General features: G+C 72.3%; 22 protein-coding genes. 11 read left to right on the top strand and 11 right to left on the bottom strand.

The features are described from left to right. Window positions 1–183: 183 nt before the first annotated feature. Complete coding sequence (locus tag AC6CH6_RS17375) at window positions 184–1,290, bottom strand: zinc-binding dehydrogenase (RefSeq protein ID WP_498256078.1); 1,107 nt, start codon at window positions 1,288–1,290, stop codon at window positions 184–186. Window positions 1,291–1,513: 223 nt separating this feature from the next. Between AC6CH6_RS17375 and AC6CH6_RS17370 the strand changes: the two genes are divergently transcribed. The 3 genes from AC6CH6_RS17370 (at window position 1,514) to AC6CH6_RS17360 (ending at window position 4,047) form a co-directional block, all read left to right on the top strand. Continuing rightward, the gene (locus AC6CH6_RS17370) at window positions 1,514–1,774 is read left to right on the top strand and encodes a GlsB/YeaQ/YmgE family stress response membrane protein (protein WP_498256077.1); all 261 of its coding nucleotides are present in this window, start codon (window positions 1,514–1,516) and stop codon (window positions 1,772–1,774) included. A gap of 294 nt (window positions 1,775–2,068) precedes the next feature. Continuing rightward, window positions 2,069–3,625, top strand: a complete 1,557-nt coding sequence (locus AC6CH6_RS17365; protein ID WP_498256076.1) for a sulfatase-like hydrolase/transferase — start codon at window positions 2,069–2,071, stop codon at window positions 3,623–3,625. Between the two features lie 122 nt (window positions 3,626–3,747). After that, complete coding sequence (locus AC6CH6_RS17360) at window positions 3,748–4,047, top strand: NIPSNAP family protein (RefSeq protein WP_498256075.1); 300 nt, start codon at window positions 3,748–3,750, stop codon at window positions 4,045–4,047. 66 nt (window positions 4,048–4,113) lie between these two features. Here AC6CH6_RS17360 and AC6CH6_RS17355 read toward each other — a convergent pair whose 3' ends face one another. The 4 genes from AC6CH6_RS17355 to AC6CH6_RS17340 all read right to left on the bottom strand — a co-directional run bounded on the left by AC6CH6_RS17355 (window position 4,114) and on the right by AC6CH6_RS17340 (window position 8,001). Next, window positions 4,114–5,115 (bottom strand): CPBP family intramembrane glutamic endopeptidase, encoded by a 1,002-nt coding sequence (locus AC6CH6_RS17355; RefSeq protein ID WP_498256074.1) that lies wholly within the window; start codon window positions 5,113–5,115, stop codon window positions 4,114–4,116. A gap of 93 nt (window positions 5,116–5,208) precedes the next feature. Continuing rightward, window positions 5,209–6,285, bottom strand: coding sequence for an aldo/keto reductase (locus AC6CH6_RS17350; RefSeq protein WP_498256073.1), 1,077 nt, complete (start codon window positions 6,283–6,285; stop codon window positions 5,209–5,211). A 109-nt stretch (window positions 6,286–6,394) separates the two neighbouring features. Next, the gene (locus AC6CH6_RS17345) at window positions 6,395–7,255 is read right to left on the bottom strand and encodes a class II fructose-bisphosphate aldolase (protein ID WP_498256072.1); all 861 of its coding nucleotides are present in this window, start codon (window positions 7,253–7,255) and stop codon (window positions 6,395–6,397) included. Between the two features lie 26 nt (window positions 7,256–7,281). Next, window positions 7,282–8,001 carry a FadR/GntR family transcriptional regulator gene (locus AC6CH6_RS17340; RefSeq protein WP_498256071.1) on the bottom strand — a complete coding sequence of 240 codons (720 nt, stop codon included), beginning with the start codon at window positions 7,999–8,001 and terminating at the stop codon, window positions 7,282–7,284. Between the two features lie 257 nt (window positions 8,002–8,258). Between AC6CH6_RS17340 and AC6CH6_RS17335 the strand changes: the two genes are divergently transcribed. Continuing rightward, a complete protein-coding gene (locus AC6CH6_RS17335; RefSeq protein ID WP_498256070.1) occupies window positions 8,259–9,647 on the top strand; it encodes a four-carbon acid sugar kinase family protein in 1,389 nt (462 codons plus the stop codon). Continuing rightward, window positions 9,644–10,525, top strand: coding sequence for an NAD(P)-dependent oxidoreductase (locus AC6CH6_RS17330; protein WP_498256069.1), 882 nt, complete (start codon window positions 9,644–9,646; stop codon window positions 10,523–10,525). The genes AC6CH6_RS17335 and AC6CH6_RS17330 overlap by 4 nt, the downstream gene beginning before the upstream one ends. A gap of 33 nt (window positions 10,526–10,558) precedes the next feature. Here AC6CH6_RS17330 and AC6CH6_RS17325 read toward each other — a convergent pair whose 3' ends face one another. Then, window positions 10,559–11,473, bottom strand: a complete 915-nt coding sequence (locus AC6CH6_RS17325; protein WP_498256068.1) for a LysR family transcriptional regulator — start codon at window positions 11,471–11,473, stop codon at window positions 10,559–10,561. Window positions 11,474–11,650: 177 nt separating this feature from the next. On the opposite strand from AC6CH6_RS17325, the gene AC6CH6_RS17320 reads away from it, so the two are divergent. The 3 genes from AC6CH6_RS17320 to AC6CH6_RS17310 all read left to right on the top strand — a co-directional run bounded on the left by AC6CH6_RS17320 (window position 11,651) and on the right by AC6CH6_RS17310 (window position 15,685). Continuing rightward, window positions 11,651–13,048, top strand: coding sequence for an MFS transporter (locus tag AC6CH6_RS17320; RefSeq protein WP_498256067.1), 1,398 nt, complete (start codon window positions 11,651–11,653; stop codon window positions 13,046–13,048). A 121-nt stretch (window positions 13,049–13,169) separates the two neighbouring features. After that, window positions 13,170–14,090: a 3-hydroxyisobutyrate dehydrogenase gene (mmsB, locus tag AC6CH6_RS17315; protein ID WP_498256066.1), complete on the top strand. Its 921-nt coding sequence runs from the start codon at window positions 13,170–13,172 to the stop codon at window positions 14,088–14,090. A gap of 35 nt (window positions 14,091–14,125) precedes the next feature. Next, window positions 14,126–15,685: a CoA-acylating methylmalonate-semialdehyde dehydrogenase gene (locus AC6CH6_RS17310; RefSeq protein WP_498256065.1), complete on the top strand. Its 1,560-nt coding sequence runs from the start codon at window positions 14,126–14,128 to the stop codon at window positions 15,683–15,685. 72 nt (window positions 15,686–15,757) lie between these two features. Here AC6CH6_RS17310 and AC6CH6_RS17305 read toward each other — a convergent pair whose 3' ends face one another. Continuing rightward, the gene (locus AC6CH6_RS17305; RefSeq protein WP_498256064.1) at window positions 15,758–15,952 is read right to left on the bottom strand and encodes a CsbD family protein; all 195 of its coding nucleotides are present in this window, start codon (window positions 15,950–15,952) and stop codon (window positions 15,758–15,760) included. 89 nt (window positions 15,953–16,041) lie between these two features. Then, a complete protein-coding gene (locus AC6CH6_RS17300; RefSeq protein ID WP_498256063.1) occupies window positions 16,042–16,593 on the bottom strand; it encodes a MarR family transcriptional regulator in 552 nt (183 codons plus the stop codon). Window positions 16,594–16,742: 149 nt separating this feature from the next. Here AC6CH6_RS17300 and AC6CH6_RS17295 point away from each other — a divergent pair, with 149 nt between their 5' ends. Together AC6CH6_RS17295 and AC6CH6_RS17290 are read left to right on the top strand one after the other, a co-directional pair. Then, a complete protein-coding gene (locus AC6CH6_RS17295) occupies window positions 16,743–17,414 on the top strand; it encodes a hypothetical protein (RefSeq protein WP_498256062.1) in 672 nt (223 codons plus the stop codon). Between the two features lie 73 nt (window positions 17,415–17,487). Further along, entirely contained in the window at window positions 17,488–17,682 is a 195-nt protein-coding gene (locus tag AC6CH6_RS17290) for a hypothetical protein (RefSeq protein ID WP_498256061.1), read from the top strand. Here AC6CH6_RS17290 and AC6CH6_RS17285 read toward each other — a convergent pair. From AC6CH6_RS17285 to AC6CH6_RS17275, 3 genes are all read right to left on the bottom strand, one after another. Beyond that, window positions 17,661–18,119 carry a DoxX family protein gene (locus tag AC6CH6_RS17285; protein WP_109243585.1) on the bottom strand — a complete coding sequence of 153 codons (459 nt, stop codon included), beginning with the start codon at window positions 18,117–18,119 and terminating at the stop codon, window positions 17,661–17,663. The genes AC6CH6_RS17290 and AC6CH6_RS17285 overlap by 22 nt on opposite strands. A gap of 33 nt (window positions 18,120–18,152) precedes the next feature. Next, on the bottom strand, window positions 18,153–19,523 hold the full coding sequence (locus tag AC6CH6_RS17280; protein WP_498256060.1) for an acetamidase/formamidase family protein: 1,371 nt from the start codon (window positions 19,521–19,523) through the stop codon (window positions 18,153–18,155). A gap of 332 nt (window positions 19,524–19,855) precedes the next feature. Then, on the bottom strand, window positions 19,856–20,710 hold the full coding sequence (locus AC6CH6_RS17275) for an acetamidase/formamidase family protein (RefSeq protein WP_498256059.1): 855 nt from the start codon (window positions 20,708–20,710) through the stop codon (window positions 19,856–19,858). A 205-nt stretch (window positions 20,711–20,915) separates the two neighbouring features. Here AC6CH6_RS17275 and AC6CH6_RS17270 point away from each other — a divergent pair, with 205 nt between their 5' ends. Then, entirely contained in the window at window positions 20,916–21,845 is a 930-nt protein-coding gene (locus tag AC6CH6_RS17270; RefSeq protein ID WP_498256058.1) for a LysR family transcriptional regulator, read from the top strand. Window positions 21,846–21,891 lie beyond the last annotated feature (46 nt).

Here is a 21,891-nt window from a genome sequence, read left to right as displayed (position 1 = left end):
GAGTATCGGTGTGACCCGTTGCACATGAAAATCCTTAGGCGAAAGTTACGCCGCAGTATCCTGAACTTGCCCCTGCTGTGGGCGACTACGACTGAAGAGCGGCGCGACACCACGTCCAGGCGACGTCTTGTGGATGCAGAGGCCAGCGAGTGTCCCCTCTACGAGGGGCTCACAATCGAGCAGTTAGAACTCAATCACCTGCCGCACCGCCCGCCCCGCATCCAGTTCGTCCATCGCCTCGTTGATCTGGTCCAGCGTGATGTGGGAGGTGATCAGCTTCTCCAGCGGTAGCTTTCCGTCCCGCCACATCTGCTCGTACTTGGGGATGTCCACCGCCGGCACGGCGGAGCCGAGGTAGCTGCCGATGATTTGGCGGGCCTCGGCGGTGATCTTCAGCGGCTCGATCTGGGACATCGCACCCGGTGCCGGCAGGCCCACGGTGACGGTCACCCCACCCACGGCGGTGGCGTTGAACGCGGTCTCGAAGGCCCGGGGGTGCCCGGCGGCCTCGATGACCACGCGCGGCTTGTCCTTGAGCGCCACGAGCTCGTCCGGGGTGAGCGCCTCGTCCGCGCCGAACTCCTTGGCGAGCTCCAGCTTCTCGGCCAGCGCGTCCACGGCGATCACTCGGCGGCAGCCCACGGCCTTGGCGACCAGCACCGCGGCGAGTCCCACGCCGCCGAGTCCGACCACGGCCACGGCGTCGTCGGCGGTGGCCTGCGCCGCGTTGATCACGGCCCCTCCCCCGGTGAGCACCGCGCAGCCCATGACGGCCGCGATCGCGGCCGGGACGTCCTCGCCCACGGGCACCACGGAGCGCCGGTCCACCACGGCGTGGGTGGCGAACCCGGAGACCCCCAGGTGGTGATAGACGTTCCCGCGGGTCTCGGAGCGCAGGTGCATCGAGCCTTCGATGAGGGTGCCGGAGGCGTTGGCCTTCGAACCGACCGTGCACGGCAGCAGCCCCTCGGTCCTGCACGCGGCGCACTCGCCGCAGCGCGGCAGGAACGCCATGACCACGTGCTGACCCACGGCCAGGTCGGTGACCTCGGCGCCCACGTGCTCCACGACGCCCGCCGCCTCGTGCCCCAGCAGCATCGGCAGGGGCCGCGGCCGGTTGCCGTTGACCACGGAGAGGTCGGAGTGGCACACCCCGGCGGCGGTGATCCGCACGCGCAGCTCGGTGGGCCCGGGCTCGCCGAGCTCGAGCTCTTCGACGCTCAGCGGCTGCGACTCGGCGTACGGGGCGGAGGCCTCCATGGTCTCCAGGACGGCTCCACGAATCTTCACGACGACCTCCGGAATCGGTGCACGGGTGTGACGCCGTTCACCGTACCGCCCGACTCTCCGATGATCGAGGACGTGCGCCCGTTCGCCCCGCCTCGGACGCGGCTCTCGAGGGCCAGTTCGACAGTCGGCTGAGTATGCGTAGGATCGATGGGCGACATTGCCCCGAGAACCCTCCCCCCGTCCCGTCCTCATCGGGAACCACGACAGAGAAGAGACATCACCCATGATCGGATTCATCGTTGCCGGCCTCGTCATCGGCGCCCTCGCCCGCCTGATCAAGCCCGGCAAGCAGAACCTCAGCCTGATCGCCACGCTGCTGCTCGGCCTGGCCGGCTCGGTGATCGGCGGCGTCATCGCCAGTGCGCTGGGCACCGGGGACATCTTCGAGCTGAACGTCCTGGGCTTCATCGTGGCCGTCGTCGCCGCGGTGCTGCTGATCGGCGTGGCCGAGGGCGTGGCCGGGCACAGCAAGGCCGTGCGCTGACCGCTCACCGGACAGTCCGGTAGCGTCCACGGACTTCTCCGAGACGGCCCGCGAGCCGGCCGTGCCCCTCCCGGGCACCGGCCGGATCGCGGGCCGTCTCGGAAAAGTCCGCGAAGCCTGCCTCCCCTGAACGGACGGCCGTGCGGTGCATGCGGAGGTGAACTGTTCCGCGCTCCCAGGTGAATCACTGTTGAACAGGTTACGAATCGGTACTAGGGTTCTATGCACCCGAGAACGGTTTGATGTCAAGGGCGTTCGGCCACCACGCGCGCACCTGGAACGCGAGGTGCTGCCATGTCCGATCGAAATCTTTACGTGATCCGCCGGGTCGGCGCTGTCCTGGGACACGTCCTGGTCTACGTCCTCATCTGGGCGGGGCTCGCGCTGCTCATCGCCGCCGCCGGTATCCGCTACTACTGGGGCGAGATCTCCGTGGGCCAGATGCTCCTGAACCTCGTCTCCGTGGAGATGGACGGCGGGGGCGGAGCCATCGTCTGGATGGGCATCCTGGGGATCGGCGTGGTGCCCCTGCTCCTCACCGCCGGGATCGCCCTGTGGCAGCACGTCAGGCGCCGCAGGCGCCACCACCACGGCCACGACCCGCGTCCTCGTCGCACACGGTGGATCATGCGCACCCTCACCACCGCTGTGGTGGGCACGCTGGTCATCGGCGGCACCACGGCCTTCGCCACCACGGTGGGCGTGCGGGACTACATCAGGGCGGGGAACTCCGAGTTCGACCTCGGCGACTACTACACGGCGCCGGCCGTCACCGGCGACCAGGACCGGCGCAATCTGGTGCTGATCTACCTCGAGTCCGGCGAGCAGACCCTCGCCAACGACGAGCACTTCGAGAAGGACGCGTTCGCCCCGCTCAAGGAGGTCACCGAGGCCTCGGACGGCTGGCAGAGCGTGGCGGACTTCCAGCAGTACCGGGGCGGGGGCTGGACCATGGCCGGTCTCACCGCCACGCAGTGCGGCATCCCGCTGAAGGGCATGGGCTCCGCCGCGGACAGCGGCGCCCTCAACGAGCTCGGCGGCGACGTCCGGACCTACCTGGGCGGCACCACCTGCCTGGGCGACGTCCTGGACGAGCACGGCTACCAGAGCGTCTTCCTGGGCGGCGCCAACGCCTCCTTCGCCGCGAAGGACACCTTCCTGAGCAGCCACGGCTATGACGAGGTCAAGGACCTCTCCGACTGGCGCGCCGCCGGTGACCCGGAGGAGAGCTTCCGCGGCGACTGGGGCCTGAGCGACGGACGCCTCATGGCCCACGCCGCGGACGAGATCGACGAGCTGCACGCCGAGGCGGAGGAGACCGGCCGGCCGTTCAACCTCTCCGTGCTGACGCTGGACACCCACGAGCCGGTGCACATCTACGACTACTGCACCGTGGACACGCAGAACGAGGTCACCTCCGCGTTCTTCTGCTCCATGACCCAGGTGGCCGGCTTCGTCCAGCACATGGAGGAGCAGGGCTACCTCGAGGACACCGCCGTGGTGATCATGGGCGATCACCTCAAGCACATGAGCGCCGGCGACGCCTTCCACGAGCAGTTGGATCACCACGACAACCGGACCATCTTCAACCGGATCTGGGTCCCGGGTGCGGACGGGGGCAGCACGCCGCGCCCCGGCGTGGACCAGCTGAGCATGTACCCCACGCTCCTGGAGGCCGCCGGCCTGACCCTGCGGGACCGCGCGGCCGGGCTGGGCGTGTCCGCGTTCGCCCCGACGGTCCCGGAGGACTCGGCGCAGGCCATGGAGCCGCAGCTCTACGCCGAGCTGCTGGACTCCCGCTCCGCGCCGTTCTACGCGGAGGCCTGGGCCGGCGAGACCGCCGCCGAGTAGCGCTGTCCGCCCCCTGTCCGGCCACGGAGGTCGGCTCCGTCATCTGCCCGCCGCCCTGGGTGGCCCGCCCGCCCCGGCCTAGACTGGTGGCCCGGGGCGGGGTCGCATTCCAAGGAGCGTGCATGATGGCCTTCATCCAGCTGATCGAATACACCACCTCGAGGCCGGAGGAGGTGGCCGAGGTCGTCGCGGAGTGGGAGCGGGCCTCGCAGGGCACCCGCACGGCCCGCCGTGTCCTGCTGACGCAGGACCGCAAGGACCCAAACCGCTACTACGAGATCGTCTCCTTCGACTCCTACGAGTCCGCCATGGAGAACTCCGAGCTCCCGCAGACCCAGGAGTACGCCGGGAAGATGCGCGAGCTCATGGACGGGGAGCCGACGTTCCGCGACCTCGACGTCGTGGAGGACCGCGAGCTCTGAGTCCCCGCACCGGGACCGGTGGGCATCGTCCACCGGTCCTGCCCTTTCACGGCCGGCGGAACGGACTCAGGCGGTCGCCGGCGGCACGGCCCGGCGCTGCAGTCCCCGCCGCCGGCCGAGCAGGATCAGCACGGCCGCGACGGCGGCGATGACGAGCATCGGCGCCAGCATGAACGGGCCGCCCACACCGGCGGAGCGGTCGACCGCCTCGCCCATCTGCCCCGTGAGCGTGGACACGAGGAACAGCACCACGTTGTTCGCCGCGTGCACGAGCGAGGCCGCCTCGAGCCCGCCCGTGAAGTGGGTCAGCAGCGACATCGCGACCCCGAAGACGAAGTAGTACGCGATGAGCCACCCGTCCGAGGCGAAGTGCGCGAGCGAGAAGGCCGCCGCGCTCACGAGGGTGCCGAGGACGAGGGACGGGACCGCCCCGGAGACCCACGAGCCCGCCGCGCGCTGGATCACCCCGCGGAAGATGTACTCCTCGGCCGCCGCCTGCAGGGGCGTGGTCAGCAGGACGATCGCGAGGAAGGCCCACGCGGTCGCGTCCAGGACCAGCGGCCCCGGGGCCTCGAGGAGCGCCACCACCGCCGCGTAGCCCACGAACAGGGGGACGACGACGACGGCCGCCCGTCCCAGCCAGCCCCACCGGAAGCGACCCTCCACCGCGTGCAGGGTGCCGACCGGCTGCCGGTGCAGGTACCGGTGCAGGACCACCGCGACGGCGGCCGAGGCGATCAGCGCCAGGTTGGTGGCCAGCAGCAGCACCGGGGTCAGGGCGATCTGTCCGCTCGCGATCTCCTCCGTGCTCATGGTGCCCCGCAGGAGCTCGATCGCCACGGCGCCGAAGGACACCACGACCGAGATCAGCAGGATCGCCGCGCTCACGGTCAGGATGCTGACGAGGCCCTTCCACCAGCGGTTGCGGGGCGTCCGGTAGAACTCCGAGTGGGTGAGCGGCGCCGTCGTCGGACCACCGGGTCGCGGAACCGGAGGCCCGCCGCCCGGGCGGGCGGACGGGGCACCGGTCTGCCAGGGCGCCGGCCGGGGCGGAGGGTACGAGGTCATGTCCACAGGGTAGTTCTCGGGCCGTCCCGGGGAATCCACCCCGAGGTGGAAGCCGGGGCGCCCATCACCGTGGACGTGGGGGCCGCCCCGGGATCAGGCCTGCTCCTCCCCGAAGACGTGGCTCCGCTGCTCGGCGTAGAACTCCGCCTCCGCGGGCTCGGGCCGGTCCTGGCCGTTGAGCAGCCGGTGCCAGAGCGGGTAGTAGGCGGGCAGCTGCGACGCCGTGGTGATGCGGTCCCGGGCCTCCTGCGGCAGCGTCAGCTCGGCGGCGTCGAGGTCCTCCGTGAGGTGCTCGAACCTGCGCGCGGCGATCACGGTGCCGTCGATGCCCGGGCGGCCCAGGATCCAGGAGATCACCACCTGGGGGATCGTCCAGCCGAGCTCCCCGGCGATCTCGTCGAAGAGTTCGATCAGGTCGTAGGCGCGGTCCCGGTCCACCACGTGGGGCTCCGGCCAGCCGGTGCCCTGGCGGGTGTCGGCCGGGGTCTCGGCGCCGCGGCGGACCCGGCCGTTGAGCAGCCCCTCGCCCAGCGGGCTCCAGCCGAAGGTCGCGATCCCGAGGTCCCGGGCGGCCGGGACGATCTCGTACTCGATCTCCCGGGCCTCCGGCGTGTAGTACGCCTGGTGCGCGATCGGGCCTTGCAGCCCCGCCGCCCGGGCCTCGTAGACCGTCTTGGCCAGCTGCCACCCGTTGTAGTTGGACACGCCCCAGTACCGGATCTTCCCGGCCCGGATCAGCTCGTCGGCGGTGGCGATGGTCTCGGTGATCGGGGTCTGCCCGTCCCACTGGTGGATGTAGAGCAGGTCGAGGTGGTCGGTCCGCAGCCGCTTCAGGCTGTCCTCGACCGCGCGGGTCAGGTGAATGCGGCTGGCGCCGCCGTCGTTCGGGCCGTCCCCGGTGGGGGTCCGCGCCTTGGAGGTGAGGACGACGTCGTCCCGCCGGCTGCCCAGGATCTCGCCCAGGACGCGCTCCGAGTCCCCGGCGGAGTACAGGTTGGCGGTGTCGATGAAGTTCACGCCGCGGTCCAGGGCCTCGTCGACCTGGCGGCGGGCCTCGTCCGGGCCGAGCCCCGCGATCTTCTCGAACCCTCCGCCGGAGCCGAAGGGGATGGTGCCCAGGGCCAGCCGGGAGACGTAGAGGCCGGAACTGCCGAGTCGGGTGTACTCCATGGGGGAACTCCTCTGGTCGTGATCGGTGCTGGTGGATCCAGCCGGTGCTCCGGAGGCGGCTGGCGGACCGGGCCCCGGGGCACGGTAGGCGACAACGACGAACCGGTGCTCAGGAATTCCTGGAGCGGGCCTCGGCGGTGGTCAGCCCGTGGGCCAGCGCGGTGAACTCGCGCACCGCCCCGGTCCAGTCGCCCAGGAGCGCCCAGAGGTCCAGGCCCTCGTGCCGGCGCTCCTCGAGCCGGTCCGCCAGGGCGGCGAGGACCGCCGAGCGCAGCTCGGTGTTGATGTTGATCTTGCCGATGCCCGCCAGGGGAGCGCGGACCAGCATGGTCTCGGGGATTCCGGAGGCGCCGTGCAGCACGAGGGGGGTGCGGTCGGCGGCCTCGCAGATCTGCTCGAGGCGGCTCCAGTGCAGGCGCGGGGTGCCCTGGTAGTGCCCGTGCACGTTGCCCACGTTCACGGCCAGCAGGTCCGCCCCGGACGCGGCCAGGAAGGCGGGGACCGCATCGGGGTCGGTCATGCCGCCGGCCGCGGAGGTCCGGGCCGTGTCCTCGTCGCCGGGGAGGCTGCCGAGCTCTGCCTCGACCACCACGCCGGGGCCCGCCAGCTCGCGGGCGCGGGCGACGAACGCGGCGTTCTCGGCGTGGGGCAGGGCGGAGCCGTCGGCCAGGACGGCGTCGGCGCCGGCCGCCACGGCCTGCTCGACGAGCCCCAGGTCGACGGCGTGGTCCAGCTGCACGCACACGGGGGTGGCGGCGTCGTCGGCCAGGTGGCGCAGGGCGGTGACGAGGCGCCGGCCGCCGGTCCCGGCGGCCGCCTTGGGCGGGACCAGGAGGATCACGGGGCGGTCCGCGCGCTCGCTGGCGGCCACCACGGCCTGGGCCGTGGTGAAGTCGTAGGTGCTCAGCGCCGGCACGGCGGTGCGGGCGTCGAGGGCGGAGGTGACGACGTCGAGCAGGTTGGCGCGCACGGGCACAGTCCTTCGTCAGGTGTCGTTCAGCGGTCGGCCGGGGAGAGGTCCCCGAGCACGTAGGTCTTCAGGTCGGCGAGCGTCTGCTGCATGTGCTCGTCCATGGCCTGGCGGGCCCGCACGGGGTCGGCGGAGCCCAGGGCGGCGACGATCCTGCGGTGCTCGGCGATGGCGTGGGCCTGGATCTCGGGCACCCGGGAGGTCTGGGCCCGCCGCTCCTCCAGCACCCGGTGCAGCGGTGCGAACAGGACCGCGATGAACACGTTGCCGGAGGCCTGCAGGATCCGCTCGTGGAAGCGCAGATCGGCGGTCACGAAGGCCGCCACGTCCTGGGCGCGGTGGGCGTCCTCCATGGCGTCGGCGTCCCGGGCCAGCCCGGCCAGCTCCGCGGCGGACAGCCGTCCGGCCGCCAGCTCGCAGGCGCCGGCCTCCAGGAAGCGGCGCAGCTCGATCAGCTGCACGGCGGCCGCCGCGTCGTCCTGCCCCTCGGAGACCGCCCGGATGACGGCGTCCAGGGACGCCCACTGGGCCACGGGGTTCACGAAGGTCCCGCGTCCGCGCTCCACCCGGAGGATGCGCTGGGCGCCCAGGGTCTTGACGGCCTCCCGCACCGTCATGCGGCTGACCTGGTGCTCCGCGCTGAGGTCGATCTCGCCGGGCACCACCGAGCCCGGGGGGAGGTCCCCGGCGACGATCCGGTCGAGGAGGGCGTCGGCGACCTGGTCGACCAGGGACGGGCGGGCCATGGTGCTCCTCTGCGGTGAGGTGGACGGCGGAGGGCAGCTCCTGCGTGCTCCGCCCGTGACAGGGGATCCTATCAACCAGAAAATGTCAGATGTCCGAGCTGTCGAGGGACGACTCCCCGGCCGCGCGCGGCATCCCTGCCGTTGACCACGTGTCCCACGACACATAGCATGTCTGACATCTTACAGGTGGAGTGTCGGTGCGGAACCGGCCAGGACCTGAGGACCGTCCTGACCGCTCCCCGAGAGGAAGTCCCCGCATGACCGCTCCCCGGACCCTGCTCGTGCTCGACGACGACCCCACCGGCTCCCAGTGCGTCCACGACGTCGACGTCGTCCTCGAGCTCGACCCCGCCCCCGTCCTCGACGTCGTCCGGCACCCCGGGCGCACCTGCTTCGTGCTCACCAACAGCCGGGCCCGGCCCGAGGCCGAGGCCGTGGCGATCAACACCGAGCTCGTCTCCGCGGTGCTGGAGGCCCTCACCGCCGAGCACCTGCCCCTGCCCCACCTCGTCTCCCGCAGCGACTCCACGCTGCGCGGGCACGTCATCGCCGAGCCCACGGCCCTCGCCGACGTCCTCGCCCGGCACGGGGTGGCCGTCGACGGGTTCCTCCTCGCCCCGGCCATGCTCGAGGCCGGCCGCTACACCGAGGACGACATCCACTACGCGGTCCTGCAGGGCCGCCCGATGCCTGTCGGGGAGACCGACTTCGCCGCGGACGCCACCTTCGGCTACTCCTCCTCCGACCTCAAGGACTTCCTCGTGGAGCGCTCCGGCGGGACGCTGGACCGGGACGCGATCCTCTCCATCGGCCTGACGGACATCCGCTCCGGGGGCGTGGACGCGGTCGCGGGCATCCTGCGCCGGGCCCGGGGCCGGGCCTGGGTGGTCGTCAACGCCACGGAGTACGCGGACCTCGACACCGTGGCGCAGGCCCTCGCCGTCCTCGAGGCCGAGGGCCGCACGTTCGTCACCCGGTGCGGCCCGTCCTTCGTGCGGCCCCTGGCCGGGCTGACCGGCTCGCGCGAGCTCGGCCCCGAGGACATCGTGGTGGGCCCCGGGCGCCTCCCGCACGGACTCGTGGCCGTCGGATCCCACGTGGGGCTCACCAACCGCCAGCTCGCCGAGCTGCGGACGCGCCGCGACCTCTTCGAGGTGGAGCTCCACGTGCCCACCCTGCTCGACGACGACGCCCGCCCGGGCTACGTGGCCGACGCCGTCGCGCGGATCACCGAGGCGCTGGGGACCAGCGACGCGGTCGTGTGGACGAGCCGCGAGCTCGTGCGCACGGAGGACCCCGACGAGTCGCTGGCCATCGCCCGGTCGGTCTCCGACGCGCTCGTGGAGGTCGTGCACGGAGTGGCGCAGGCCCGCCCGGCGTGGGTCGTGGCCAAGGGCGGGATCACCTCCCACGAGGTGGCCCACCGCGGTCTCGGCATCCGCCGGGCCACCGTGGCCGGCCAGTTCTTCCCCGGCCAGATCTCCATGTTCCAGCCCACCGACGCCCCGGACACCACCCGGGGCGGGCCCTACGTGGTCTTCCCCGGCAACGTGGGCGCCGAGAGCGCCCTCGCCGACGTCGTGGAGGTCCTCGACCGGGCGGCCGCACACACCCGCACCTCTGACTCCCAGGAGAACCCGTCATGAGCACACCCCTGTCCGTCGGCTTCCTGGGTCTGGGCGCCATGGGCGCCCCCATGGCCCTCACCCTGGCCCGCGCCGGCTTCCCCGTCCGCGGCTTCGACGTCTCCCCCCGCGCCGGAGAGGTCGTGGGCGACGCCCTGGAGCTGCTGGCCGATCCCCGGCAGGCGGCGGCCGGAGCCGATGTCGTCGTCGTCATGGTCGCGACCGGGGCGCAGCTGCACGACGTCCTGTTCGGCGAGCGCGGCATCGCCGACGCCCTGGACCCGGACACGGTCCTGCTCGTGATGGCGACCGTCGGCCCCCAGGCCGTGGAGTCCGCCGCGCAGGGCCTGGAGAGCCGCGGCATCCGGCGGGTCGTCGACGCCCCGGTGTCCGGCGGCACGGCGCGCGCCGCCACCGGGGACCTGCTCGTCATGGTCGGCGGCGCGGACGAGGACGTCGCCGCGGTCCGGCCGCTGCTGGACGCGATGGCCGCCAACGCCCCGCTCGTCGGCCCCCGGGTGGGCGACGGGCAGCGGTTCAAGGTGGTCAACCAGCTGCTGTGCGGGGTGCACATCGCCGTGGCGGGCGAGGCGCTCGCCCTGGCGGACTCCATGGGCCTGGACCCGGCGCAGTGCCTGGATGTCCTCTCGACCGGGGCCGCCACGTCCTTCATGTTCGAGGACCGCGGGCCGCGGATGCTGCAGGGCGAGCAGGCCGAGGTCCGCTCCGCCCTGGACATCTTCGTCAAGGACATGGGCCTGGTCACCGACGCCGCCCGGGCGGTCGCCCAGCCGGTGCCGCTGGCCTCGGCGGCCGAGCAGCTCTACGTGCGCGGCCGCCGCGAGGGCCACGGCCGGCACGACGACTCCTCGGTCTTCGACATCCTCCGCTCCCGCTAGGGCGCACCCCGCAGGGACGGCGGGCGGCGCGGTTCAATCCATGTCCGCCGCCGGGGCGGCGATGAGCTCCTCCGTCATGTCGGCCACGGCCGCGCGGATCGCGGTCATGACCGCCTGCACGGCCGGCCGGCGCAACAGGTCGGCGCGGGAGACCACCCAGTACTCCACGGGGAACCACAGCTCCTGGGGGAAGAGCCGGACCAGGTCCCCGGCCCGCTCGGCGAGATAGCAGGGCAGCAGCCCGACCCCGGCGCCCGCCCGGGTGAGTTCCACGTGCACCACCGAGGACGTCGCCCCCACGCCCTGGCGCATCCGCGGGAACCGCCGGCGCGGGATGTCCAGCTCCGCGACGTCCTGCATGGAGTCCACGAAGTAGATGAGCGGGTGCTCCTGCACCTGGTCGGGCGTGCGGATGGCCGGGTGGGCGGCCAGGTAGTCCCGGGAGGCGTAGACGCCCAGGGAGTAGTCGGCCAGGTGGAAGGCCTCCTTGCGGGAGACCTCCGGGCGCCCGACGACCACCTCCAGGTCGATGCCCACCGGATTCGTCTGCGCCCGCCGTGCCGCGTTGATCATCTCCAGCCGCACCCCGGGGTGCTCCTCGATCAGCCGCCGCATGGCCGCGCCCATCACCACGCCGCCGAAGCCGTCCGGGGCCAACGCCCGCACCACGCCGTTGACGGTGTTGCCGCGCCCGCCCGCGCCGAGCGGGAGGGACCCCAGCGCGGCCTCGATCTCCTCGCCGGCGGCCACGAACTTCCGGCCCAGCTCACTGGGCTCCCACATCTCCCCCGTGCGCACGAGCAGCCGGGCGCCCACGGTCTTCTCGAGCGCGGCCATCCGCCGCGACACGGTCGTGTGACTGAGCCCGAGGTCCGCGGCGGCGCCGGCATAGGAGCCGTGGCGGACCACCGCGAGCAGCAGCAGGAGGTCGTCGGCACCGTGCGACAAGGGGATTCTCCTCCCGGGGGCTGGACCGGCCCGGGGGAACGCACACGACCGGGCGGCATGTGCATTTTTGCACAGGCGCCGCGAGCGCATGGTCATTGTGAAGCGCACCACATATCCGCACACTGTAGGCAAACATTGTGACCACCGTCACCGTTTCCCCAGCAGGAGGAGAATCCCATGAGCACCGAGGACAGGGTCGCCGCGTCGGCGGACCCGAACGACTCCCCCGAGAACCGGGGCGGGCTGAAGAAGGTCGTGGCGGCCTCGATGGCCGGCACGGTCGTGGAGTGGTACGAGTTCTTCCTTTTCGCCACCGCGTCCACCCTGGTCTTCGGCCAGCTCTTCTTCGTGGACACCGGCAACCCGCTGGACGGCATCCTCAAGGCGTTCCTGATCTACGCGGTCGGCTTCATCGCCCGCCCGCTGGGCGGCATCGTCTTCGGCCACTTCGGCGACAAGTACGGGCGCAAGCACCTGCTGCAGATCTCGATCGTCATGGTCGGCGCCGCCACCTTCCTCATGGGCTGCCTGCCCGGCTACGACCAGATCGGGTACTGGGCCGCGGCCATGCTCGTGGTGCTGCGCTTCGTGCAGGGCTTCGCGGTGGGCGGCGAGTGGGGCGGGGCCGTCCTGCTCGTGGCCGAGCACTCCCCCAACAAGGAGCGCGGCTTTTGGTCCAGTTTTCCGCAGGCCGCTGTGCCGCTGGGCAACCTGCTGGCCACCGTCGTGCTGCTCACCCTGTCCTTCACCCTCTCCGAGGAGGCCTTCCTCGCCTGGGGCTGGCGCGTGGGCTTCTGGCTCTCGGTCGTCATCGTGGCCATCGGCTACTACATCCGCACCCACGTGACGGACGCCGCGATCTTCAAGGAGGCCCAGAAGGAGGTCCTCGAGGAAAAGTCCGCCGCCTACGGCGTGGGCGAGGTCTTCCGCCGGTACCCCCGCGGCGTCTTCGGCGCCATGGGCCTGCGCTTCGCGGAGAACATCCTCTACTACGTGGTGGTCACCTTCTCGATCACCTACCTGTCCACCCAGCGTGACGTGGACACCAGCCGGATCCTCCTCCTGCTGCTGATCGCCCACGTGATCCACGCGATCTGCGTGCCGCTCGTCGGCCGGGCCACCGACAAGGTGGGCCGCCGCCCGATGTACGCCGCGGGCGCCTTCCTCGGCATCTTCTGGGCGTTCATCGCCTTCCCGATGTTCAACACGGACAACAGCTTCATCATCCTGGCGGCCATCACCATCGGCCTGATGATCCACGCGCTCATGTACGCCGGGCAGCCTGCCATCATGGCCGAGATGTTCCCCACCCGGATGCGCTACTCGGGGGTCTCCCTCGGCTACCAGGTGACCTCGATCGTGGCCGGCTCGCTGGCCCCGATCATCGCGACCGCCCTGCTGCGCGAGTTCAACTCCTGGGTGCCGATCGCCATCTACATCGCCATCGCCTGCCTCATCACCCTGTTCTCGGTGTGGACGCTGCGCGAGACCAAGGGCATCTCCCTCCAGGACGTCGACGCCGAGGACCGGCGCCGGCTCTCCGAGGAGAAGGCCGTCCGGGACCGGACCTCCTGATTCCCGCCATCAGCACCCACTTGCGCCCAGCGGCGGACCGGCTCCCCGGTCCGCCGCTGGGCGCGCTGTGCATGACCCCCACCTCCCGACACTCCCGACACCTTGCAGAAGGGACTCCCCGATGACCACCATCACCTGGATCGGCCTCGGCCACATGGGCAACCCGATGTCCGCCAACCTCGCGAAAGCGGGCCACGACGTCCGCGGCCACGACGTCAGCGCCGACGCCATGGCGGCAGCCCGCGACAAGGGGGTGCAGACCTTCGACACCATGGAGGAGGCGCTGCAGGGCGCGGAGGTCGTCTTCACGATGCTCCCCAAGGGCGAGCACGCCCGCGCCGTCTACCTCGGCGACAGCGGCGTCATCGCGCTCGCCCCGAAGGACGCGCTGCTGATCGACAGCTCCACCATCGACGTGGAGACCGCGGAGGAGCTCCACCGGGCCGCCGAGGACGCCGGCTTCCGCTTCGTGGACGCGCCGGTCTCCGGCGGGATCAGCGGCGCGGCCGCGGCCACCCTGACCTTCATGGTCGGCGGGAAGCCCGACGTCGTGGAGCAGGCCCGGACGTTCATCGAGCCCATGGCCCGCAAGATCGTGGCCACGGGCCACGCCGGCACGGGCCAGGCCGCCAAGATCGTCAACAACATGATGCTGTTCATCTGCCTCGAGGCCTGCGCCGAGGGCTCCGTGCTCGCCGACCGGCTGGGCCTGGACCCCCAGGTGTTCTGGGACATCGCCTCGGTGTCCTCCGGCAACTCGTGGGCGCTGCAGACCTGGTACCCGGTGCCCGGGATCGTGGACTCCGCCGCGGCGAACAAGAACTTCGAGGCCACCTTCAGCGCCGCGCTCGCCGCCAAGGACGCCGGCCTGGCGCTCATGGCGGGCGAGCAGACCGGCGTGGAGCTGCCCGCCGCGAAGCTCGTGGCCGAGAGGCTCCAGCAGCTCATCGACGAGGGACTCGGGGACAAGGACTGCTCCCTCATCACCAAGTACGCCGCGCCGGACGGGAAGATCCCGGGCTGGGACCCGGACCGGGCCTGAACGGCGCCGAGACCACCACGACCGAGGAGGACACCATGCAGAACACCAAGCAGGACGCCGAGGCCCGCGCGCAGCAGGACGCCGCGCGGGGCGCCCAGGACCCCCGGACCACCGGCGCGGTCATCGAGCACTTCATCGACGGGAAGCGCCACGGCGGGTCCGGGCGCACCGCGGACGTCTACAACCCCGCGACCGGGCAGGTGGCCAAGCAGGTGCTGCTGGCCTCCGCCGAGGAGGTCGCCACCGCGGTGGAGGCCGCCGAGCTCGCCCTGCCCGGCTGGCGGGCCACCGGGATGTCGAAGCGCTCGGCGATCATGTTCAAGGTCGAGAACATCATCCGGGAGCGCACCCCGGAGCTGGCCGCCATCATCACCGCCGAGCACGGCAAGGTCCTCTCGGACGCGGCCGGCGAGGTCGCCCGCGGGCTGGAGAACGTGCAGTTCTGCGCGGGACTGATGCACCACATGAAGGGCGAGTTCCTCGAGCAGGCCGCCACCGGGGTGGACGTGCACCAGACCCGCCAGCCGGTGGGCGTGGTCGCCTGCATCACCCCGTTCAACTTCCCCGCCATGGTCCCCCTGTGGATGATCACCACCGCGATCGCCGCCGGCAACACCGTGATCCTCAAGCCCTCCGAGCGGGACCCCTCGGCGGCGGTGTGGATCGCCGAGGCCTTCGCCGAGGCCGGGCTACCCCCGGGGGTGCTCAACGTGGTGCACGGGGACAAGGAGGCCGTGGACGAGCTGCTGACCAACCCGCTGGTCAAGGCCGTGTCCTTCGTGGGCTCCACCCCCATCGCCAGGTACATCTACGAGACCTCGGCGCAGCACGGCAAGCGCGTCCAGGCGCTGGGCGGGGCGAAGAACCACATGGTGGTCATGCCGGACGCGGACCTGGACGGGGCCGCCGACGCCGCCATCTCGGCCGCCTACGGCTCCGCCGGGGAGCGCTGCATGGCGGTCTCGGTGCTCGTCACCGTGGGGGACGTGGCCGACCCGCTCATCGAGCGGCTGAAGGAGCGGATCGCGAAGCTGACCATCGGCGACGGCACCGACCCGGCCTCGGAGATGGGACCGCTCATCACGAGGGCGGCCCTGGACCGGGTCAACGGCTACGTGACCGGGGCCGAGGCCGAGGGGGCGACCGTCGTCGTCGACGGCACGCAGCAGGAGTTCGACGGCGAGGGGTTCTTCACCGGCGTCTCGCTGCTGGACCACGTGAAGCCCGGCATGAAGGCCTACGACGAGGAGATCTTCGGCCCGGTCCTGTCCGTGGTGCGGGTGGACACCTACGAGGAGGCCGTGCGGCTGATCAACACCAACCAGTTCGCCAACGGGGTGGCGGTGTTCACCCGCGACGGCAAGACGGCCCGGCAGTTCGAGTTCGAGATCGAGGTCGGCATGGTCGGGGTCAACGTCCCCATCCCGGTGCCGATCGGCGCGTTCTCGTTCGGCGGCTGGAAGAACTCCCTGTTCGGCGACACCCACATGTACGGGCCGGAGGCGTTCAACTTCTACACCCGCCGCAAGCTCGTGACCACGCGCTGGCCCGAGCCCTCGGAGTCCCAGGTCAACCTAGGCTTCCCGACCCACTGAGGACGGGTCCGCACGGGTGCGCCCCCGCCCTCTCCCGGGCGGGGGCGCACCCGTCGGACCAGCTCTGTCGGATCAGCTCTTCAGGCCGTCGCCGACGTTCCGGGCGGCGTCCTTGAGATGCTCACCGGCCTGCCGCGTGCTCCCGGCGGTCTTCTGCACCCTGCCCTCGGCCCGGAGGTCGCGGTTGTCGGTGGCGTCACCGACCGCCTCCTTGGCCGAGCCGACCGCCTTGTCGGTCGCGTTGCGGATCTTGTCGTCGAGTCCCATCGGGATCTCCTCTCGTGCCCCGGCGTCCTCCGCCGGGGGTCTCGCGCCCGGGCCTCGGTGCGCGGCGCCGTGCCGGTGCGGTGCCCGGCTCAGGCGGCCCCGTGGCCCGGATGCCGGCAGTCCTCGACCCGCTCCCTGAGCTGGGTCTCGTCGGCGGACCCGACCGCCTCGGCCATCGCCTGCAGGAAGGCGGTCACGGTGGCGGCCTCCGCCGCGGTCAGCTCCCGCGCGGCGCGCATCATCCGCTCGTGCATGGCGCCGAGGGTGGAGCGGACCTCGCAGTGGGCCTCCTCGGTGGCCACGATCACCAGTGCCCGCCGGTCCGTGGGGTGCGGGCGGCGCGCCACGTGGCCGCTGCGGGACAGCCGGTCCAGCAGCGTGGTGGTGGAGGCCGAGGAGATGCCCAGCTTGCGCGCCAGGTCCCGGGGGCTCAACGGGGTCCCGGCGCGATCCGCCTCCAGCAGGTAGCGCAGGGCCAGCACGTCCTTCTCCCCCATGCCCATGGACTCACGGGTCCGGAGGCGCATGGCCGACTCGGCCGTGCGGTAGGCCCGCAGCGCCTCGAGCACCTGCAGCGCCGGCGGACGCTCACCCTCGGCGGCGTACCAGTAGCCGGACGAGGTCTTGGGGTGTGCACTCATGCTCATAGTGTAAGTGATCTACAAATACGGTGAACTGATAACTAGACAATCTAGTAATACTGCTGTTCGATGGGGATCGTGCGGTTCCCCCGGGGAGCGCAGGCAGTCGCAGCGGAACGCAGCAGGGTACGTGAGGAAGAGGACGAGACATGAGCCAGCAGCAGCACTCCGGGTCCACCGACGAGAAGGCCGTCCCCTCCCCCCTCAGGGCGGTCCGGAACGCTCCCGGGAACACCCCCGCCGCCCCCGTGCACTGCGGCAGGCCCATGCCGGTGCGCACCCTGGACTTCGCCGAGGTGCAGGACCGGATCAACCACACGGTGGCGCAGGCGGCGCTCGACGGCCGGCAGGTGCACGCGTGCGCCTGCGGCTTCCTGCAGGAGGCGCCGCTGGCCGAGGGCGCGGCGGCGTCGATCGTCCCCGACGGCGAGACCATGCTGTTCCGCCCCTTCTTCACCCGGCGGGTGCTGGCCGCGGCCGGGCGGGTCGAGACCGCCGAGTGGTCCTTCGACCAGGCCCTGGCGGACGCCGGGCCCCTCGCCGCCCCGGACGCCCAGGAGCAGGCCCGGCGCCTCTGCGCCTTCGAGGCCGGTCTCGAGGCCGAGCGCTGGCGGCTGGACCAGGCCCTCGAGTCCCTGCGCGACGAGCTCCGCCTGGCCGTGCGCCACGGCGTGCCGATCACCCTCCTGGCCCGCGAGGCCGCCCTCGACGAGGCCGACGTGGTGGACCTGCTGCACCTGGGCGACATCCCCGCGACGTCGCCCGTGACACCGACATCCCCCGCGGCCGGCACCGGCCCCGCGCTCGCCGCGGCCTGCTGAGGACCGGGCTCCCCGCCGACCGGCCGCTACGCTGGAGGGGCCCGAGCCCCCCGCGCACCCCGGAAGGACGCCCGTGAAGTCGATCGTCGCGACCCTGCTCGTCCTGGCCCTGGTCCTGACCTCGGCCGGGGCGCTGCTGACCACCGTGGACGCCCAGGAGTGGCTGCCCGTCGTGGTGCTCGCGGCCCTCGCCTACCTCGGGACGTTCACCCTGTACCGGCGTGTGCGGGACCGCTGGGCCGACCGTTACGCCGACCGCCGGGACTGATCCCGGCGGGAGCGGCGCCACGACCGCCACGCCCCGGTGGACCACAGGGCCCACAGCACGAGCAGCGGCTGGAACAGCAGCCGCACGGCCCGGGCGCGGTCGGTGTCCAGACCGAAGGCGTCCGTGCGCGTGAGGTACTGCGAGACGTTGCCCGGGAACACGGCCACGAAGAACGCCGCGGCGAGCCACCCGAGCAGCACCCGCCGCCGGGGCAGGACCACCAGCGCGGCGCCGAGGACGATCTCCACCACCCCGGAGCCGAGCACCACGGCGTCGTCGGGCACGGGCAGCCACTCGGGCACCTGGGCCGTGAACTCCTGGCGGGCCACCGTGAGGTGGCTGATCCCGGCGCCGAGCAGGGCGAGCCCGAGGAGCACCCGGGCGATCGTGCGCGGCAGGGAGGCGGCCGGTGCTGCCGGCCGGGCGGAGGAGGTCATGCCCGCAGATTAACGCAGATCGACAGGGAGGGCTCAGGAGCGGTCGAAGTCCGCCTTGCGGATCAGCCCGTGCACCCCCACGGTGCGGTCCACCACCTGGGAGATGGCGAAGTCCGCGGCGGCCGAGAGGTAGGCGTAGGCCACGGCCCGGTCCATCCCCCTGTCCTGCTCCAGGAAGTCCAGGGCGTTGACCACGGCCCGGCGCATCGCCACGTCCAGGTCGGAGTTCTGCTCCCCGCCGGCCGCGCCGTCCGGGTCGGAGAGCCCGATCGGGATCCAGTGCTCGTCCGTCTCCGCGAACGGGTAGGAGTGGGCCACGGAGGGTGCGTCCCCCTCCCCGGCCTTGCAGACCGTGAGCCGGAACGTGCCGCGCAGCGATCCCTCCATCGCGGTGAGCGCCACCTCGCCGTCGCCCATGGCCATGTGCGGGTCCCCCACGTAGAACAGGGCGCCGTCCGTCTGCACGGGCAGGTAGAAGGTGGAGCCCACGCCGAGGTGGCGGATGTCGATGTTGCCGCCGCCCAGCGTCGGCGGGATCGAGTTGAGCAGGTCGTCGGTGGGCCCGGAGCCCTGCTGGTATGCGACGCCCATCATGCCCATGAACGGGCGCAGCGGGAAGCGGACCCGGCCGCCGCCCATCACGCCCTGGCCCTTCTCGACCGGGGTGAAGACCGAGACGTTGCCGTAGTCCTCCGGTTCGCCCGTGGCGCGGCCGTCCGCGGCGACCGGGGGCATGACCTCGTCGAGCTCGATCCCCGCGGGGGCGCCGCCGTCCGCGGCCCGGGGCAGCGCGCCCTTGCCGTGGCGGCTCGAGACCACCCCGTACGGCACGCGCAGGTCGGCGTGCAGGGTCTCGATCTTCAGGACGTCCCCGGGACGCGCCTCCTCGACGAACACCGGACCGGTCACCACGTGCGGGCCGTCCCGGTCGAAGTCCCGCTCGGTGCGGTCGTAGTCGCGGGCGATCTCCACCGCGTCGTCCAGGACCCGGGCGCGGGAGACCCCCTGCGCGCCGAAGAACTCCACCGGGTCCCGGCCCTGGTCCTCGAGGATCCCCTCGTGGGAGACGGCGTCGATGGTGACCGTGCGCCCCGAGCGCATGCGCAGCGAGGGCTCGGCGCCCACGGACGGGACGTAGCCCCACAGCACGCTGTCCACCTCCGAGGGCAGGTAGTGGTCCCCGGGGATCCTGCCCTTCCCGGGCTGCAGGACGGAGCCCCGGAAGCCGGGGCGGCCGCCCCCCGGGTGCTGGGCGCCCATCGGGACGGCCGCGGAGGCCGCGCCCACCCCGGTGCCGGTGACCGCGCCGGCGGCGGCCACGGCGGTGGCCGCCTGGAAGAAGGTGCGCCGTCCCAGACCCCGCTGGAGTTCGTCGGCGGCGCGGCGGGCGAAGTGCTCACTCATGGGTGTCTCCTGAGGTCAGGGGCGGCTTTGTCGAACGCCTACGACCATAGGGAGAGCGTGTTTCCGGTTCGGGGTCCCCGTGTTTCCGCGCCGTGACGACGAGCACGGAGGGCGGGAGCGGGGGTTGGACAGGTCACCGGGCGCCCCGGCCGTGGTGCTACCGGCGGCGACAGCCCGACCTCGTTGTCGGGACCGCGCACGGACGCCCGCGTGACCTGCGTCACCCACAGTAGGGGGTTACCGAGGGGTCCGGCATATCCCATGCGAAATATGACGGTTACGAATGCACATCAATCGGGGCGGGGCGGAGGAGCCCGTGGCGAGGGGCTCGTTCAGCGGAAGTCGGCCTTGCGGATCCGGCCGTGGGCGCCCGCGGAGCTGTCCTCCAGGCGGGTGACGGCGAACTCCGCGGCGCTGGAGAGATAGGCGTGGGCGATGGGCCGGTCCATGCCGCGGTCCCGGGCCAGGAAGTCCACCCCGGCCCGCACGGCCTGCTGCATGGCCGCGGTCAGGCAGAACGTCTGCTCGTCGGCGTCCTCCGTCCCCGAGCGCCCGACGACGATCCAGTGCTCGTCGGTCTCGGCGAACGGCTGCCGGTGCGCCACGGCGGGCACGTCCTGGGCGCCGGTCCGGCACACGGTCACCCGGAAGGTGCCGCGCAGGGGCTGCCCGGCCGCTCCGAGCGCCTGGTGGAGCTCCCGGGGGCAGAAGGCGGCCCCGTCCGCACGGACCGGCAGGTAGGCGGTGCACCCGGTCCCGAGCGGACCGTCGGACGCCCCGGGGTCCGCGACCTGGAGCACCTCGACCTTGAGCGCGTCGCCGGAGCGGGCGGCCGGCAGGAGCACCGCGCCCGTGACCACGTGCGGGCCGAGCCCGTCGAGGGCGGGGACGTCGTGGGCGGGGACGTCGCGCCCCTCCTCCGCCCGGGGTGCCGCGGGGGTCTCGGCCGCCGGACGTCCGTCCTGCGCGGGACCCGCCGGCTGCGGGCGCTGGAAGCCCGGCACGCCCAGTCCGGACGAGGGGTGGGCGGCCCGCGCGGCCGCGGCGCGGGCGGCGTCCGGGTCCGGCTCGGCGCGGAGGGGCTCGGGGCGGGCGGGTGCGACAGCGGTGCCGCCGACCACCCGGAGGACCGGCCGCCGGGCGTGCGGCACCACGGGCGCGGGTCCTGGTCCGGCGTGCTCGGTCATGGGCTGCTCCTTGGGGGCGGGGCGAGCGGTTCAGCTCCGACGGTAGGAAGTGCGTGTTACTGCATCGGGCACGTCGTGTTTCCGGAGCATGACGATCCTCATAACGAGACGAAGCATGCCACGGACGGGCGGGCAAGCCCCACAAATGACAATTGCGACGCCGGCGCTCCCGTGCTGCCCCTCGCGCACGACCTAGTCTGGCCGGATGGAAGTCCACAAGGCCCAGGCGTTCCTCGCCGTCGCGGAGGAGCTGCACTTCGGCCGCGCGGCGAAGCGCCTGCACATGGCGCAGCCGCCCCTCAGCCGCCTGATCCGGCAGCTGGAGTCCGAGCTGGGCGCCACCCTGTTCGAGCGCAACACCCGCCACGTGACCCTGACGCCGCAGGGCGAGGCCCTGCTCGAGCCGGCCCGGGAGCTGGTCATGCTCGCGCAGCGGATCAAGGACGTGGTTCGCAAGTCCCAGGCGGGCGAGATCGGGCGGGTGCGGCTCGGCTTCGCCGGGGCCTCCGTGAACCAGTCGGTGGGCGAGCTGGCGCGCCAGGTCCGGCGCCGTCGCCCCGGGATCAGCCTGGAGCTCTACAGCTCGCAGTTCTCCTACCTGGGCCTGGAGAAGGTCCTGGACGACTCCCTCGACATCGTGATCGGCCGGTGGGACTTCCTGCCCGCGGAGATCAGCTCCCGGCTGGTCGCTCTCGAGGAGCTGCTCATCGCCCTCCCGGAGAGCCACCCGCTGGCCGACCGCGAGACGGTCGACGTCGAGGACCTCGCCGGGGAGGCGTGGATCGTGCTGCCCGGCGGGGCGGGGGCCACGCTGCCCAACCGGCTCAACACCCTGGCGATGAACGCGGGGTTCGTCCCGCGCATCGTCCAGGTGGCCCCGGACTCCTGGACGCTCGTGGTCCTCGTGGGCGCCGGGATGGGCATCTCCCTCATCCTCTCCAGCGTCCGGGACAACGTGCCGTCCCGCGGCGTGGTCTACAAGCCGCTGACGCAGGAGCAGAAGCCGGTCGAGGTCCGCCTCCTCTGGCGCCGCGGGGACGCCAACCCGGCGCTGCAGTCCGTCATCGAGATCTCCGAGACGGTGTTCCCCGCGCCCGAGGGCCCGCTGCCCGCCCCGGCGCCCGGCACTCCGTGACCCCCGCCCTCTCGCCGAAGGGGGTGCTCAGCTGAAGGCCGAGATC

Source organism: Kocuria sp. GQ42 (assembly GCF_059758435.1).
Note: the sequence above shows the minus strand (reverse complement) of the source record. Positions and strands in the feature narration are given on the sequence as shown.

Excerpts from the sequence above, each read along its gene's own strand:
- AC6CH6_RS17305 (WP_498256064.1), bottom strand. The coding sequence starts at position 15,952 with ATGGGACTCGACGACAAGATCCGCAACGCGACCGACAAGGCGGTCGGC.
- AC6CH6_RS17300 (WP_498256063.1), bottom strand. The coding sequence starts at position 16,593 with ATGAGTGCACACCCCAAGACCTCGTCCGGCTACTGGTACGCCGCCGAG.
- AC6CH6_RS17335 (WP_498256070.1), top strand. The coding sequence starts at position 8,259 with ATGACCGCTCCCCGGACCCTGCTCGTGCTCGACGACGACCCCACCGGC.
- AC6CH6_RS17295 (WP_498256062.1), top strand. The coding sequence starts at position 16,743 with ATGAGCCAGCAGCAGCACTCCGGGTCCACCGACGAGAAGGCCGTCCCC.
- AC6CH6_RS17320 (WP_498256067.1), top strand. The coding sequence starts at position 11,651 with ATGAGCACCGAGGACAGGGTCGCCGCGTCGGCGGACCCGAACGACTCC.
- mmsB (WP_498256066.1), top strand. The coding sequence starts at position 13,170 with ATGACCACCATCACCTGGATCGGCCTCGGCCACATGGGCAACCCGATG.
- AC6CH6_RS17280 (WP_498256060.1), bottom strand. The coding sequence starts at position 19,523 with ATGAGTGAGCACTTCGCCCGCCGCGCCGCCGACGAACTCCAGCGGGGT.
- AC6CH6_RS17340 (WP_498256071.1), bottom strand. The coding sequence starts at position 8,001 with ATGGCCCGCCCGTCCCTGGTCGACCAGGTCGCCGACGCCCTCCTCGAC.
- AC6CH6_RS17270 (WP_498256058.1), top strand. The coding sequence starts at position 20,916 with ATGGAAGTCCACAAGGCCCAGGCGTTCCTCGCCGTCGCGGAGGAGCTG.
- AC6CH6_RS17330 (WP_498256069.1), top strand. The coding sequence starts at position 9,644 with ATGAGCACACCCCTGTCCGTCGGCTTCCTGGGTCTGGGCGCCATGGGC.
- AC6CH6_RS17365 (WP_498256076.1), top strand. The coding sequence starts at position 2,069 with ATGTCCGATCGAAATCTTTACGTGATCCGCCGGGTCGGCGCTGTCCTG.
- AC6CH6_RS17350 (WP_498256073.1), bottom strand. The coding sequence starts at position 6,285 with ATGGAGTACACCCGACTCGGCAGTTCCGGCCTCTACGTCTCCCGGCTG.
- AC6CH6_RS17360 (WP_498256075.1), top strand. The coding sequence starts at position 3,748 with ATGATGGCCTTCATCCAGCTGATCGAATACACCACCTCGAGGCCGGAG.
- AC6CH6_RS17355 (WP_498256074.1), bottom strand. The coding sequence starts at position 5,115 with ATGACCTCGTACCCTCCGCCCCGGCCGGCGCCCTGGCAGACCGGTGCC.
- AC6CH6_RS17310 (WP_498256065.1), top strand. The coding sequence starts at position 14,126 with ATGCAGAACACCAAGCAGGACGCCGAGGCCCGCGCGCAGCAGGACGCC.
- AC6CH6_RS17285 (WP_109243585.1), bottom strand. The coding sequence starts at position 18,119 with ATGACCTCCTCCGCCCGGCCGGCAGCACCGGCCGCCTCCCTGCCGCGC.
- AC6CH6_RS17370 (WP_498256077.1), top strand. The coding sequence starts at position 1,514 with ATGATCGGATTCATCGTTGCCGGCCTCGTCATCGGCGCCCTCGCCCGC.
- AC6CH6_RS17275 (WP_498256059.1), bottom strand. The coding sequence starts at position 20,710 with ATGACCGAGCACGCCGGACCAGGACCCGCGCCCGTGGTGCCGCACGCC.